Source organism: Streptomyces sp. ALI-76-A, assembly GCF_030287445.1.
In the GTDB taxonomy this organism is placed as follows: Bacteria; Actinomycetota; Actinomycetes; order Streptomycetales; family Streptomycetaceae; genus Streptomyces.
Genome location: NZ_JASVWB010000002.1, coordinates 2,171,863 through 2,185,535 on the forward strand (window position 1 = coordinate 2,171,863; position 13,673 = coordinate 2,185,535).

General features: G+C 70.7%; 9 protein-coding genes. 2 read left to right on the forward strand and 7 right to left on the reverse strand.

Annotated elements, in window-relative coordinates:
• Positions 1–87 precede the first annotated feature (87 nt).
• The 3 genes from QQS16_RS10745 to QQS16_RS10755 all read right to left on the reverse strand — a co-directional run bounded on the left by QQS16_RS10745 (position 88) and on the right by QQS16_RS10755 (position 3,516).
• Positions 88–666: a hypothetical protein gene (locus tag QQS16_RS10745; protein WP_286061392.1), complete on the reverse strand. Its 579-nt coding sequence runs from the start codon at positions 664–666 to the stop codon at positions 88–90.
• Positions 667–874: 208 nt separating this feature from the next.
• Positions 875–1,780 (reverse strand): tRNA (adenine-N1)-methyltransferase, encoded by a 906-nt coding sequence (locus tag QQS16_RS10750; RefSeq protein WP_286061393.1) that lies wholly within the window; start codon positions 1,778–1,780, stop codon positions 875–877.
• A 38-nt stretch (positions 1,781–1,818) separates the two neighbouring features.
• Positions 1,819–3,516, reverse strand: a complete 1,698-nt coding sequence (locus tag QQS16_RS10755) for a site-2 protease family protein (RefSeq protein ID WP_286061394.1) — start codon at positions 3,514–3,516, stop codon at positions 1,819–1,821.
• Between the two features lie 390 nt (positions 3,517–3,906).
• Between QQS16_RS10755 and QQS16_RS10760 the strand changes: the two genes are divergently transcribed.
• Both QQS16_RS10760 and QQS16_RS10765 read left to right on the forward strand, forming a co-directional pair.
• The gene (locus tag QQS16_RS10760; RefSeq protein WP_502963899.1) at positions 3,907–4,713 is read left to right on the forward strand and encodes a RecB family exonuclease; all 807 of its coding nucleotides are present in this window, start codon (positions 3,907–3,909) and stop codon (positions 4,711–4,713) included.
• Positions 4,714–4,728: 15 nt separating this feature from the next.
• Complete coding sequence (locus tag QQS16_RS10765; protein ID WP_020141342.1) at positions 4,729–5,400, forward strand: response regulator; 672 nt, start codon at positions 4,729–4,731, stop codon at positions 5,398–5,400.
• Positions 5,401–5,486: 86 nt separating this feature from the next.
• Here the strand turns inward: QQS16_RS10765 and QQS16_RS10770 are convergent, their stop codons facing one another.
• The 4 genes from QQS16_RS10770 to metH form a co-directional block, all read right to left on the reverse strand.
• A complete protein-coding gene (locus tag QQS16_RS10770; protein ID WP_286061396.1) occupies positions 5,487–7,064 on the reverse strand; it encodes an ABC transporter substrate-binding protein in 1,578 nt (525 codons plus the stop codon).
• A gap of 72 nt (positions 7,065–7,136) precedes the next feature.
• Positions 7,137–8,741, reverse strand: a complete 1,605-nt coding sequence (locus tag QQS16_RS10775; protein WP_286061397.1) for an ABC transporter substrate-binding protein — start codon at positions 8,739–8,741, stop codon at positions 7,137–7,139.
• A 448-nt stretch (positions 8,742–9,189) separates the two neighbouring features.
• On the reverse strand, positions 9,190–9,885 hold the full coding sequence (locus tag QQS16_RS10780) for an HAD family hydrolase (protein WP_286061398.1): 696 nt from the start codon (positions 9,883–9,885) through the stop codon (positions 9,190–9,192).
• A 128-nt stretch (positions 9,886–10,013) separates the two neighbouring features.
• Positions 10,014–13,535 carry a methionine synthase gene (gene metH / locus QQS16_RS10785; protein WP_286061399.1) on the reverse strand — a complete coding sequence of 1,174 codons (3,522 nt, stop codon included), beginning with the start codon at positions 13,533–13,535 and terminating at the stop codon, positions 10,014–10,016.
• Positions 13,536–13,673: the final 138 nt, after the last annotated feature.

Consider the following 13,673-nt stretch of genomic DNA (forward strand, 5'->3'; position numbering starts at 1 on the left):
GCACCTGGCGTCATTCCTGTCTGATTGCTCACATCCCTGGTGAGGCCGCTCGGACGGTGCCTTCGGACGGCCCGCTCTCCGGTCCGCTCACACGGTCTGCGAGCCGGCGGGGGTCGAACGCACGAACGCGCCGTCCTTCCATCGCCAGGTCGCGCCGTCCTTGACGTCCGGGCAGCAACTGGGCACGGCGGAGGTCGAGTAGCCGAGGAGCGTGGCGGACACCGCTCCGTCGCGCAGGGCGAAGTCGGTCACGGTGCGGCGGTCCTTGGGGTCGACCAGCGTCGCGACCACGCGGGGCCTGCCGGTGTCCGCGGCCGCGGTGAGGACGTACACGCCGTCCGGCGGGGTGCCCATCGGGGCGTCGCAGTGCACCACGGCGACTGTTTCCGGCCAGCCGTCGCCGTCGAGGTCCCCGGACGCCTGCTTCAGCACCAGTTCCTTCACCGGACCGCATGCGATCGGGAAGTCGACGCCCGCGGGATCGGGGGGCGTGGTGACGGCGGGAGCGGATTTCGTCCGCGGGCCGGCCGCCTGGGCCGCCGTCGCCGGGTTCGGTTGCAGGACCGAGGACAGGGCCACCACGGCCGCGACCGCCGTCGCGGTGGCGAGCCAGTGGATCGGACGGGTGTGGGTGTGTGCCAGTTCCGGGACGGCGGATTCCTGCACTAGGAGCGTCTCCTGAGGGCTGTGCCGGTGGGGTGGCCTGCATGGTGCCACACGTCACAGTCGGGAGGAAACGGCGGGGGCGCAGTTCCACCCGGCTGAGCTCGCACGGCCTGGTACGGCGTCAACAGGCGTACGCCGTGGCCGGTTTCCCGGGTGTGCGCGGGAAACCGGCCACGGCGTCGGTACGTTGTCGCGGCACCGGGTCGTCTCAGCGGCCGGCGCCGCCGCCGTCGGCGTTGGGGCCGGAGTAGTCCTCGCCGTAGGCGCCCTTGGCGGGGCGGCGGCGGCGCATGGGAGGCTCGACGCCGTCGGCGAGGCGGCGGGCGGTGAGCAGGAAGCCGGTGTGGCCGATCATCCGGTGGTCCGGGCGGACGGCCAGGCCCTCGACGTGCCAGTTGCGGATCATCGACTCCCAGGAGGTCGGCTCGTTGAAGGAGCCGATCTCGCGGATGGACTCGACGGTCCGGGCGAGCTGCGTGGTGGTCGCCACGTAGCAGCACAGGATGCCGCCGGGCACCAGGGCCTTGGAGACGGCCTCCAGGCACTCCCAGGGGGCGAGCATGTCGAGGATGACGCGGTCGACGTCCGTGTCGGACAGGTTGTCCTGGAGGTCCCCCACGGTGAGCTGCCAGGCGGGGTGCGGTCCGCCGAAGTAGCGCTCCACGTTCTGCCGGGCGATGTCCGCGAAGTCGTCGCGGCGCTCGTAGCTGTGCAGCATGCCCTGGTCGCCGATGGCGCGCAGCAGGAAGCTGCTGAGCGAGCCGGAGCCGACGCCCGCCTCCACGACGCGCGCGCCGGGGAAGATGTCGGCGAAGGCGAGGATCTGCCCCGCGTCCTTGGGGTAGACCACGGCGGCGCCGCGGGGCATGGACAGGACGTAGTCGGGGAGCAGGGGGCGCAGCGCGAGATAGGCGACGTTCCCGGTGGTGCGGACCACGCTGCCCTCGGGAGCGCCGATCAGCTCGTCGTGCGGGAAGGAACCCTTGTGGGTGTGGAAGTTCTTCCCGGCTTCGAGCGTGAACGTGTAGTGGCGGCCCTTGGGGTCGGTCAGCTGTACCTGGTCCCCGACCTTGAAGGGCCCGCGTCGGCGGGCGGCACCGGTCGGTTCGGACATGTGACCAGCCTACCGGTCCCGGCGCGGGCCTCGGACCACTAGGAGGGCCTGGCCATGGCCTTCACGAAGGCGCGCTCCACGTCGGCCGCCGACAGCACGCCGTAGATCTCGCCGGTCTCCTCGACGACGAGGTACTCGGTGGCGGGGGTGGCGCGCAGGGCGTCCAGGAGGTCCTCCCCGGCCAGTTCCGCGGAGACGCGCATGCCCTCGGTGAGGTCCTGGGCGAGGCCGCTGACCGCGACCCAGGGGCGGCGGTGTTCGGGTACGCCGACGATGGCGGCCTCGCGGACGAGGGAGAGCGGGTGGCCGTCGGCGTCGACGACGACCAGGGCGCGGGCGCCGGCGGCGTTGGCGCGGCGCAGTGCCTCGGAGAGGGGGGTGTCGGTCTCGACGGGGACGGCGCGGCGGGTGAGGGTGCGGGCGCGCAGCTCGGGCAGGTGTTCGCGCAGCCGGGCCATGCGCAGGCTGTTGCCGGCGCCGGTCCAGATGATGGCGGCGAGGATGGCGGCGAGCAGGGCGTCCATGACGGTGTCCATGCCGACGTTGTCCTCGGCGTTGGAGCCGAGCGCGCCGGACTGGGTGAGCAGCGGCAGGCCGATCAGGACGCAGACGGCGAGGGCCCGGCCGATCCAGGCCGCGGCGACGGTGCCGGTCATGGGCCTGCCGGTGATCTTCCAGACGATCGCGCGGAGCATCCGGCCGCCGTCGAGGGGCAGGCCGGGCAGGAGGTTGAAGGCGGCGACGATCAGGTTGGAGATCATCAGGCCGGCCAGCAGGACGCCGGGGACGGTGCCGGGCTCGACGGGCTGCAGGGCGAGGTAGAAGAGGCCGGAGAGGACGAGGGAGAGCAGGGGGCCGACGAAGGCCAGCCAGAACTCCCGGCCCGGGGTCTCGGCCTCCTTCTCGATCTCGGAGACGCCGCCGAAGAACTGGAGCTGGATGCGGCGGACCGGGAGCTTGAAGCGCAGGGCGGCGACCGTGTGGGCCAGTTCGTGGACGAGGACGGAGGCGTAGAAGGCGACCGCGAAGAAGAGTGAGACGAGGTAGCGGGCGGCGCCGAGTTCGGGCAGCACGCGGTCCAGTTGGCCGCCGAACACCCAGGTGATCAGGGCGGCGACGAGGAACCAGCTGGGCGCGACGTACACGGGCACGCCGAACGGCCGCCCCATCAGCAGCCCGCCTCCGGGGCCCCGCTCGCGCCGGGGCGGGCGGCCCTTGGTGACGCCGGCGTGGGCGAAGGGCCGGTCGGTGCCGTGCGCCGACGTGTCCGGGCGGTCGGTGTGGGCGGGCGGCACGTCCTGACCGGGTGCGGCATCGGGGGTCACGGGGCCGTCGGGTGCCGCGGGGCCGCCGCTGCTTGTGGGGTGTCGGGGTGCCGGGGACGGGCCGGCCTGGGGTGCACGGGCGTTGCCGTTGTCTCCGGCGGCCTGCCCGGCGGCTTCGTCTCCGGGGGCTTCGTCTCCGGGGCCCTCACTTCTCGGCGTCTCACCGGCGGCCGCCTCACCGCCGGCCGCCGTGTTCCCGTTTCCGGGTGGCTCGTCGGGCGGGGTGTCACCGGGGAGGTCCGGGCGCCGTACGACCATGGTCGGCTCGTCGACGGGGGAAGCGTCGTCGGTGTCCTGAGGGGGCGGGCCGGGGCGCTGGGGGGCGGTGGCCGGGGTCGCAGGTGCTGCGGGGCGCTCGGTCGGCTCGTCGTTGCCGGACCGCGGCTGCCCGCTCCCGCCGCTCTCGTCCACGGTGTCCCCTCGTTCGAAGCGTCTCCCGCGCCTGCCGGGCGGGAGGGTCTCGGGTCGATGGTATGCGGCCGTCGCGTCGCGTTCCGCCCCGGCACCCCTGTGTTCAGCGGGTCGTGGCGCCGGTCCCGACCGTGGCCGGGTCACTGTCAGTGGCGGGCCGTATGGTCTGTGGTCATGGAGACGAGCAGCGAGGGCGGCGGGGAGACGGCCGGCCCGGGGACCGCGCAGGCGGATCCGCCGGCCCCGGCCGAGATGACGGCGGCGGTGGAGACGGCGACGGCGGACCCGTCGGCGGCGGTGGAGACGGCGAGGGCGGCGGGTCGGGTGACCGCGGCCGGTCGCCCCGCCATAGCACCGGCCTCCCTGTCCCCCTCGCGTGCCAGCGACTTCATGCAGTGCCCGCTGCTGTACCGGTTCCGGGTGATCGACCGGCTGCCCGAGAAGCCGAGCGAGGCGGCGACCCGGGGCACCCTGGTGCACGCGGTCCTGGAGCGGCTCTTCGACGCCCCGGCCGCCGAGCGGACCGTTCCCCGCGCCAGGGCGCTCGTCCCCGGTCAGTGGGACCGGCTGCGGGAGTCCCGGCCGGAGGTGGTCGAGCTGTTCGCCGACGATCCGGAGGGCGAGCGGCTGGCGCGCTGGCTGGGTGAGGCCGAGCAGCTGGTGGAGCGCTGGTTCACGCTGGAGGACCCCACCCGGCTGGAGCCGGTCGAGCGGGAGCTGTTCATCGAGACGGAGCTGGACTCGGGGCTGAGGCTGCGCGGGATCATCGACCGGGTCGACGTGGCACCCACCGGGGAGGTGCGGATCGTCGACTACAAGACGGGCAAGGCGCCCCGGCCCGAGTACGCCGAGGGCGCGCTGTTCCAGATGAAGTTCTACGCCCTGGTGGTGTGGCGGCTGAAGAACGTGGTCCCGCGCCGGCTGCAGCTCGTGTATCTCGGCAGCGGTGACGTCCTGACGTACGACCCCGTGGTCGCCGACCTGGAGCGCGTCGAGCGCAAGCTGCACGCGCTGTGGGAGGCGATCCGGCAGGCCACGGAGAGCGGTGACTGGCGGCCCCGCCCGACCAAGCTGTGCGGCTGGTGCGACCATCAGGCGCACTGCCCGGAGTTCGGCGGTACTCCCCCGCCCTATCCGCTCGCGGTCGGGGCGGCGGAGTCCGGCGGTGACCCGCAGGGCAGAATGGGGCCGGACTAGCCGAAGGAGACTTACGTGGCCATCCGCGTCCTACTGGTCGACGACCAGCCGCTGCTGCGTACCGGGTTCCGGATGATTCTGGAGGCCGAGCAGGACATCGCGGTCGTCGGCGAGGCCGGAGACGGCCTTCAGGCCCTGGACCAGGTGCGGGCGTTGCAGCCCGACGTGGTGCTGATGGACATCCGTATGCCGCGGATGGACGGTGTGGAGGCGACCCGGCAGATCACCGGACCGGGGCGGGACGGCCCGGCCAAGGTGCTGGTGCTCACCACCTTCGACCTCGACGAGTACGTGGTGGAGGCCCTGCGGGCGGGTGCCAGCGGTTTCCTGCTGAAGGACGCGCCGGCCAATGAGCTGGTGCAGGCCATCCGGGTGGTGGCCGCCGGTGAGGCGATGCTGGCGCCGAGCATCACGCGCCGGCTGCTCGACAAGTACGCCACGCATCTGCCGTCCGGTGACGAACCGGTGCCGGACACCCTGCACACGCTGACCGACCGCGAGGTGGAGGTGCTGAAGCTGGTGGCCCGCGGACTGTCGAACGCCGAGATCGCCGCCGATCTGTTCGTCAGCGAGACCACCGTCAAGACGCACGTCGGCCACGTTCTGACCAAGCTGGGGCTGCGCGACCGGGTACAGGCCGCGGTGTACGCGTACGAGAGCGGTCTGGTGCGTCCCGGCGCTCAGTGAGCCGTCGGCGGTGCGCGTGAGCGGTGCTACGACATGGAGGGCGTCCCTGTCCGCGGGGGCGCCCTCCATGTGCGTACGGCGGTCCGTCAGCTCTTGCTGAGTTCCCAGAACCGGAAGACGGTCGAGGCGTCGAGGCAGTACTCGAGCCCGTAGACGCCCTCCCGCGTGACGGCGTACTGCTTGGCCTGCCAGAGGGGGAGCATGGGCACGTCGTCGGCGACGATGTCCTGGAGCTTGCCGTAGTCGGCCTCGGTCGCGGCGCGGTCGCTCTCGGCGGCGGTCCGCGGGATGAGCGCGCCGGTGATCGTGCGGTTGCTGTAGTTGTTGCCGAGCACGTTGCCCTTGCCGAAGAAGGGGGCGGTGAAGTTGTCCGGGTCCGGGTAGTCGGGGACCCAGCCCTTCACGTAGACGCCGTACGTGCCGGCCTCGATGTCCTTCTCGTACTGGCCGAAGGCCACGGACCGCACCTCGGCGTCGAACAGGCCGCTCGCGTCGAGCTGGCCGGCGATCTTCGTCATGAGGGCGTCGGTGGCCGGGCCGTAGCGGGAGGGGGTGGACCAGAGGGTCAGCTTCACCTTGCCGGTGATGCCGTCGGCCTGGAGGGCTTCGGCGGCCGCGGCCCTGGAGGGGCGGGCGCCGTAGGTGTCGAAGAAGGCCGTGTTGTGGCCGGCGACACCGGCCGGGATGATCGAGTAGAGCGGGGTGGCCGTGCCCTGGTAGACCTCGTCGATGAGGGCGTCGCGGTCGATCAGGTGGGCCATGGCCTTGCGCACGCCGGGCTGTCCGGCGATCGGGTCGTCCATGTTGAAGACCAGGTGCAGGACCTCGGCGCTGGAGCCCTCGACGAGTTCGACGCCGGTGTCGTCGCCCTTCTCGATGTCCGCGATGTCGCCCGCGCCGAGCCCGCGGTAGGCGATGTCGACCTCGTTGTCGACGAGGGCCCGCCTGAGCGCGGACTGGTCGCCGTGGAACAGCCTCAGGGTCACGCCGGAGTTCTGCACGTCGGCGGTGCCCCGGTAGTTCTCGTTGACGGAGAAGACGGCCTCGTCCTCGCTGAAGGACTCCAGCGTGTAGGGGCCGGAGCCGACCGCCTCACCGTCCTCGCGGAGCCCGTCGGCGTCGTACTGCCGGTGGTCGACGATGGAGCCGGCACCCGAGGCGATCTTGCTGGGGAAGGTGGCGTCGGGCGTGTCGAGGTGGAAGACCACCGTCTTCTCGTCCGGCGTCTCGACCCTGTCGAGCATCGGGAACATGATCGCGGGACCGGTGGGGTGGTTGATCTTCAGCAGGCGGTCGAAGGAGAACTTGACGTCCTTCGAGGTGAGCGCGTCGCCGTTGCTGAACTTCAGGCCGTCCTTCAGGGTGCACCGGTAGACCTGGGTCCGGGTGTCCGTGAAGGCGCAGGTCTCGGCGGCCTCCGGCTGCGGTTCGGTGCCCCCCTTGGGGAAGCTGAGCAGCGACTGGAAGACGTTGTTGAACAGCAGCCAGGAGCCGGGGTCGTAGCCGGAGGCGGGGTCGGTGGCCAGGACGTCGTCGGACATCCCCATGACCACGGACGAGTCGCTGCTCCCTGGGCCCCCGGTCTGGGTTCCGCAGGCGGTCAACAGGCCGGAGGCCAGCCCTGCCACGAGGGGCAGGACCGGCCACGGGTTACGCAGGTTCACGTGCAGGTGCCTTGTCGTCGGTGTGCGGGTTCCCGGGGTCGTTCCTCCGGACCCCGGGCACGGGAGACTGCGTCAGTCGCTCACGCCGCGGCCCAGCTCCCACAGCTGAAGCGTCGAGGAGGAGTTGAGCGCGTACGCGGTGCCCGTGATGGTGTCGCGTGCGGCGACGTACTGCTTGCCCTGCCACAGCGGCAGGACGGGCACGTCGTCGGCGACGATGTCCTGGATGTCGTTCAGGCTGGTGGCGGCGGCGATCCGGTCCGACTCACGGCGGGACTCCGGGATCAGCGTCTTGCGGATCTCGTTGTTCACGTACGGCGAGCCGATGGTGTTGTCCGCGTCGAGGAACGGCGCCAGGTAGTTGTCGGCGTCCGGGAAGTCGGGGAACCAGCCCATGCCGTAGACGTCGTACGCGCCCTTCTGCTCGGCGGGGCGGAAGGTGTCCCAGGGGGTGCCCTTGATGTCGACGTCGAACAGCTTGCTGTCGTTGAGCTGCTTCTGCAGCACCTCGAACTCCTGCTTGGTGGCCGGACCGTAGTGGTCGGTCGTGTAGTGCATGGTCAGCTTCACCGGGGTGGTGATGTTGGCCTGGTTCAGCAGGGACTTGGCCTTGGCGGTGTTCGGGTCGCCGTAGGTGTTGAAGAACGCGTTGGAGTGGCCGGTGATGCTGGCCGGGACCATCGAGTACAGCGGCTCGGCCTGCGAGCCGTACACCTTGGCGACCAGTTCGCTGCGGTTGATGACCTGGGCCATCGCCTCACGGACCGCCGTGGACTTCACGGACGGCGCGTCGGTGTTGAACCCGAGGTAGCGGATCTCCAGGCCGGCCAGTTCGACGAGGTTGATGTCGGTGCTCGAGGCATTGGCCAGTTTGTCGATCTGCGCCGGCGACATGGTGCGGGTCATCACGTCGATGTCGCCCCCGTCGAGCGCGGCGCCCATCGCGTCGGCGTCCTCGAAGGAGCGCATCTCGACCTCGTCGTTGTTCACCGTCAGCGTCCCCTTGTAGTTGGGGTTCTTGGTGAACACGGCGTTGACGATCGCGTCGTTCTCGACCTCGGCCTTCAGCGTGTACGGGCCGGAGCCGGCCACGTCGAAGCCGTCGCGCAGCTTGTCCTTGGCGTAGTCGTCGGGGTTGACGATGCCCGCCACGGGGGTCGACAGCTTGAACGGGAAGGTGGCGTCGGCCGTCTTGAGGTGGAAGATCACCTCGCGGTCGCCCTTGGCCTCGACGGTGTCGATGGTGGACAGCAGCGCGAAGACACCGCTGTCGGCCTTCAGGGCGCGGGCGCGGTCGATGGAGTACTTCACGTCTTCCGCGGTGACGGCCTGGCCGTCGGCGAACTTCAGTCCCTCACGCAGGGTGCAGGCGTAGCGCTCGTTGCCGCTGTCGGTGAAGCCGCACTTCTCGGCGGCCTCGGGCACCGGGTCGCCGTCGCCCTTCGGCATGATCATCAGGGTCTGCACGGTCTGCCGCAGGACGTTCCAGGTGCCGACGTCGTAGGCGTAGGCGGGGTCGAGGGGCGCCGGGGCGTCCTTCGTGGCGCTGAACCGGTCCGTGGTGCCGACGACGATCGCGTCGCCACTGTCACTCCCGCTGCCGGACCCACCGCAGGCTGCGAGCACCGGCGCCAGCAGACCGATCACGGCCGGCAGCACCAAAGTCTTGCGGTTCATGCTCGAAGTTCTCCAGAGCTGTCGAGTCCGTGTACCCGGCATACAGGGGTGTCGATGCGGATCACGGGGTAAGGGTGAGGTTCTCGCTAGGAGATTAGTCGGCGCCGGCACGACGGTTGGCGACGCCTGGAGTTGAGGGTCCATCACGCAGCGGAACCACGCGCGGACGGACCGAAAACCCAAGGGTGGAAGGATTCGTGCAGGCTTTCACCAATCGGGACACAAAGGCGCGCCCGCACCCCCCGCACAGGGGTGTTCGGCACACCGGAAGCGCCCTGTCGAGCCCTGACGGCGTGGGGAACGTCACATACGCGACAGTGCGGCAAGGCGTCGGAATTCAGCCGTCCGGTGCGGTGCGAATTCTTTCGGACACGCGCGGTGGAATTCACGTCCTATAGGTACCGCACGCTGGGTGAACACCCTGCGTATTTGCGTCATCAAGGCACTCTCAGGACGCCAACAGACCGCGCAGGAATGCCAGGTCGACCTCTTCGAGCGAGGTCACGACGGTACGCCGGTCGGCCGGGGTGATGGGCGTCACGGAGGGCACCGCCACGACGTGGCAGCCGGCCGCCTCGGCCGCGGCGACGCCGGTCGCGGTGTCCTCGACGACCGCGCACCGGGCCGGGTCCGCGCCGAGTCCGGCGGCGGCGAACAGATACGGGTCGGGGTGGGGCTTGGTGCGGGCCACCTCGTCACCGGCGACGGTCAGCGCGAAGTACTGGGGCCCCAGCGAGGCGAGCACCCGGTCGATGATGCGCCGGTGGGAGGCCGAGACCAGCGCCGTGGGGATCTCGTGCGCGGCCAGCTCGGCCAGCAGGCGGGCGGCTCCGGGCATCAGTGGCAGCGCGTGGGCGATGCGCTCCTCGAAGCCCTGGTTGAGCAGTACCGCGAGCTCGGGCAGGGTGATGTCGGCGCCGGTGGCCTCGATCAGGAACCCCGCGCTGCGGCTCATGGGACCGCCGACCACGACGTGGCGCCAGGAGTCGTCGAGGGTGTACCCGAGGCGGGCGAAGACCTCCACCTCGACGTCCCACCAGAAGCCCTCGGTGTCCACCAGGGTCCCGTCCATGTCGAGAAGCACGGCCTGAAGCGCGGAGCCTTCGGCCGTACGGGTTCCTACCGCGGGAACCGTGCTGGTCATCCACGTACCTCCTTGAGGGACGAGCAGGCCGGTTCCCGCGCGGGGAACCGGCCTGCAGTGGACCGACCAGTGTACGACTTATCCGATCAGCGTGCCGGGTGAGCCACGCCGCACCCTGGGCAGGTGCCTCACCGGGCGTTGAAGTACTTCGCCTCCGGGTGGTGGATCACGATGGCGTCGGTGGACTGCTCCGGATGCAGCTGGAACTCCTCGGACAGGTGGACGCCGATGCGCTCCGGCTGGAGCAGGTCCGCGATCTTCGCGCGGTCCTCCAGGTCGGGGCAGGCGCCGTAGCCGAGGGAGAAGCGGGCGCCCCGGTACTTCAGGGCGAACATCTCCTCCACGTCCTTCGGGTCCTCACCGGCGAAGCCCAGCTCCGAACGCACGCGCGCGTGCCAGTACTCGGCGAGTGCCTCCGCCAACTGCACGGACAGTCCGTGCAGTTCGAGGTAGTCGCGGTAGGCGTTGGCCTCGAACAGCTTCGCGGTCTCGGTGCCGATCCGGGAGCCGACGGTGACGACCTGGAGGCCGACCACGTCCGTCTGTCCCGACTCCTCCGGACGGAAGAAGTCGGCCAGGCACAGGCGGCGGCCGCGGCGCTGGCGCGGGAAGGTGAAGCGGGTGCGCTCGTTGCCCTGGTCGTCCAGGATGATCAGGTCGTCGTCCTTGGAGACGCAGGGGAAGTAGCCGTAGACGACGGCGGCTTCGAGGAGGTTCTCGGTCTGTAGCCTGTCCAGCAGTCCGCGCAGCCGGGGCCGGCCCTCGGTCTCGACGAGTTCCTCGTAGGAGGGTCCGTCGCCGGTGCGGGCCTGCTTGAGCCCCCACTGCCCCTTGAACAGGGCGCCTTCGTCGAGCCAGCTCGCGTACTCCTTGAGCTGGACGCCCTTGATGACGCGGGAGCCCCAGAACGGCGGGGTGGGGACCGGGTTGTCGGTGGCGACGTCGGAGCGGACGTGGCCCTCCTGCGGGCGCTCCTCGACCTCGACGGCGGCGCCTGCGCGCACCCGGCGCTGCTTGAGTTCGGGCAGCTTCGCCCCGGGCACGCCCCGCTTGACGCCGATCAGCGCGTCCATCAGGCGCAGGCCCTCGAACGCGTCGCGGGCGTAGCGGACTTCGCCCTCGTAGATCTCGTGCAGGTCCTGCTCGACGTACGCCCGGGTCAGGGCCGCGCCGCCGAGGATGACCGGGAAGTCCGCCGCCATGCCGCGCTGGTTGAGCTCCTGCAGGTTCTCCTTCATGATCACCGTGGACTTGACCAGGAGACCGGACATGCCGATGACGTCGGCGCGGTGCTCCTCGGCGGCCTCCAGGATCGCGGAGACGGGCTGCTTGATGCCGAGGTTGACGACGTTGTAGCCGTTGTTGGTCAGGATGATGTCGACGAGGTTCTTGCCGATGTCGTGCACGTCGCCGCGCACGGTGGCGAGCACGATGGTGCCCTTGCCGGCCTCGTCGCCCTCGACCTTCTCCATGTGCGGTTCCAGGTAGGCCACCGCACTCTTCATCACCTCGGCGGACTGCAGGACGAACGGCAGCTGCATCTGGCCGGAGCCGAACAGCTCGCCGACCACCTTCATGCCGTCCAGCAGGGTCTCGTTGACGATGTCCAGGGCCGGGCGGGTCTCCAGAGCGGCGGCGAGGTCGGCCTCCAGGCCGTTCTTCTCGCCGTCGATGATGCGGCGCTTGAGGCGCTCGTCCAGCGGCAGCGCGGCCAGTTCCTCGGCCCTGCCCGCCTTCAGGGACTTGGTGGTGGCGCCCTCGAAGAGCTGCATGAGCTTCTGCAGCGGGTCGTAGCCCTCGGCGCGGCGGTCGTAGATGAGGTCGAGGGCCGTGGCGACCTCTTCCTCGGTGAAGCGGGCGATGGGCAGGATCTTCGACGCGTGCACGATCGCCGAGTCCAGGCCCGCCTTGACGCACTCGTCCAGGAAGACGGAGTTGAGCAGCACGCGGGCGGCCGGGTTGAGGCCGAAGGAGATGTTCGACAGGCCCAGGGTGGTCTGTACGTCCGGGTGGCGCCGCTTGAGTTCGCGGATCGCCTCGATGGTGGCGATGCCGTCCTTGCGGGACTCCTCCTGGCCGGTACAGATGGTGAAGGTCAGGGTGTCGATGAGGATGTCCGACTCGTGGATGCCCCAGTTGCCGGTCAGGTCCGCGATCAGCCGCTCGGCGATCGCCACCTTGTGCTCCGGCGTACGGGCCTGGCCCTCCTCGTCGATGGTCAGCGCGATCAGCGCCGCCCCGTGCTCCCGCGCCAGTTCGGTGACCTTCACGAACCGGGACTCGGGGCCGTCGCCGTCCTCGTAGTTGACGGAGTTGATGACCGCGCGTCCGCCGAGCTTCTCCAGGCCGGCCCGCAGTACCTCGACCTCGGTGGAGTCCAGGACGATCGGCAGGGTGGAGGCGGTGGCGAAGCGGCCGGCCAGTTCCTCCATGTCGGCCACGCCGTCGCGGCCGACGTAGTCCACGCACAGGTCGAGCATGTGCGCGCCCTCGCGGATCTGCTCGCGGGCCATCTCCACGCAGTCGTCCCAGCGGCCGTCCAGCATGGCCTCGCGGAACTTCTTCGAGCCGTTGGCGTTGGTGCGCTCGCCGATGGCCAGGTACGCGGTGTCCTGACGGAAGGGCACCGTCTGGTAGAGGGAGGCCGCCCCCGGTTCGGGACGCGGGTCCCGCTCCCCCGGCGTGACGTCACGGACGCGCTCGACGACCTGGCGCAGGTGCTCGGGGGTGGTGCCGCAGCAGCCGCCGATCAGGGACAGGCCGTAGTCGCGGACGAAGGTCTCCTGCGCGTCGGCCAGGCCCTCGGGGTCGAGCGGGAAGTGCGCGCCGTCCTTGGTGAGGATCGGCAGGCCCGCGTTCGGCATGCACAGCAGCGGGATGCGGGAGTGCCGGGTGAGGTAGCGCAGGTGCTCGCTCATCTCGGCCGGGCCGGTGGAGCAGTTCAGCCCGATCATGTCGATGCCGAGCGGCTCCAGCGCGGTCAGCGCGGCGCCGATCTCGGAGCCGAGCAGCATGGTGCCGGTGGTCTCGAAGGCCATGGAGACCACCAGGGGCACCTCGACACCGGTCGCCTCCATGGCGCGCCGGGCGCCCAGGACGGAGGCCTTGGTCTGGAGCAGGTCCTGGGTGGTCTCGACGATCAGGGCGTCGGCGCCGCCGGCCAGCAGGCCCTCGGCGTTGGCCTGGTAGCCGTCGCGGATGGTGCCGTAGGCGATGTGGCCGAGGGTGGGCAGCTTGGTGCCCGGGCCGATGGAGCCCAGCACCCAGCGGGTACGGCCGTCCCGGGCGGCGTACGCGTCGGCCGCCTCGCGGGCGATGCGGGCACCGGCCTCGGACAGTTCGTGCACGCGGTCGGAGATCTCGTACTCGGCGGCGGCCGAGTGGTTGGCCCCGAAGGTGTTCGTCTCCACGCAGTCGACGCCCACCGCGAAGTACGCGTCGTGGACCGAGCGGACGATGTCCGGGCGGGTGACGTTCAGGATCTCGTTGCAGCCTTCGAGGTTCTCGAAGTCCTCCAACGTCGGGTCCTGGGCCTGAAGCATCGTGCCCATCGCTCCGTCGGCGACCACCACCCGGGTGGCGAGCGCCTCGCGGAGCGCGGACACACGGGTCCGGCTGTCGGCGGAAGGGGTCGGTGGCAACGAGGCCATGAAGGGGCTCCCTTAGGTGCGACGGCTGTCGGCTTTCCGCTTTCCGCGCGCCCGCGAGACGGTCCGCGGGGGCGCACCCCGCCAGGGTAGCCGGGTCCCGGCCGCGGCGGTCTGGGCGTCCAGGGGACGGACGAGGAT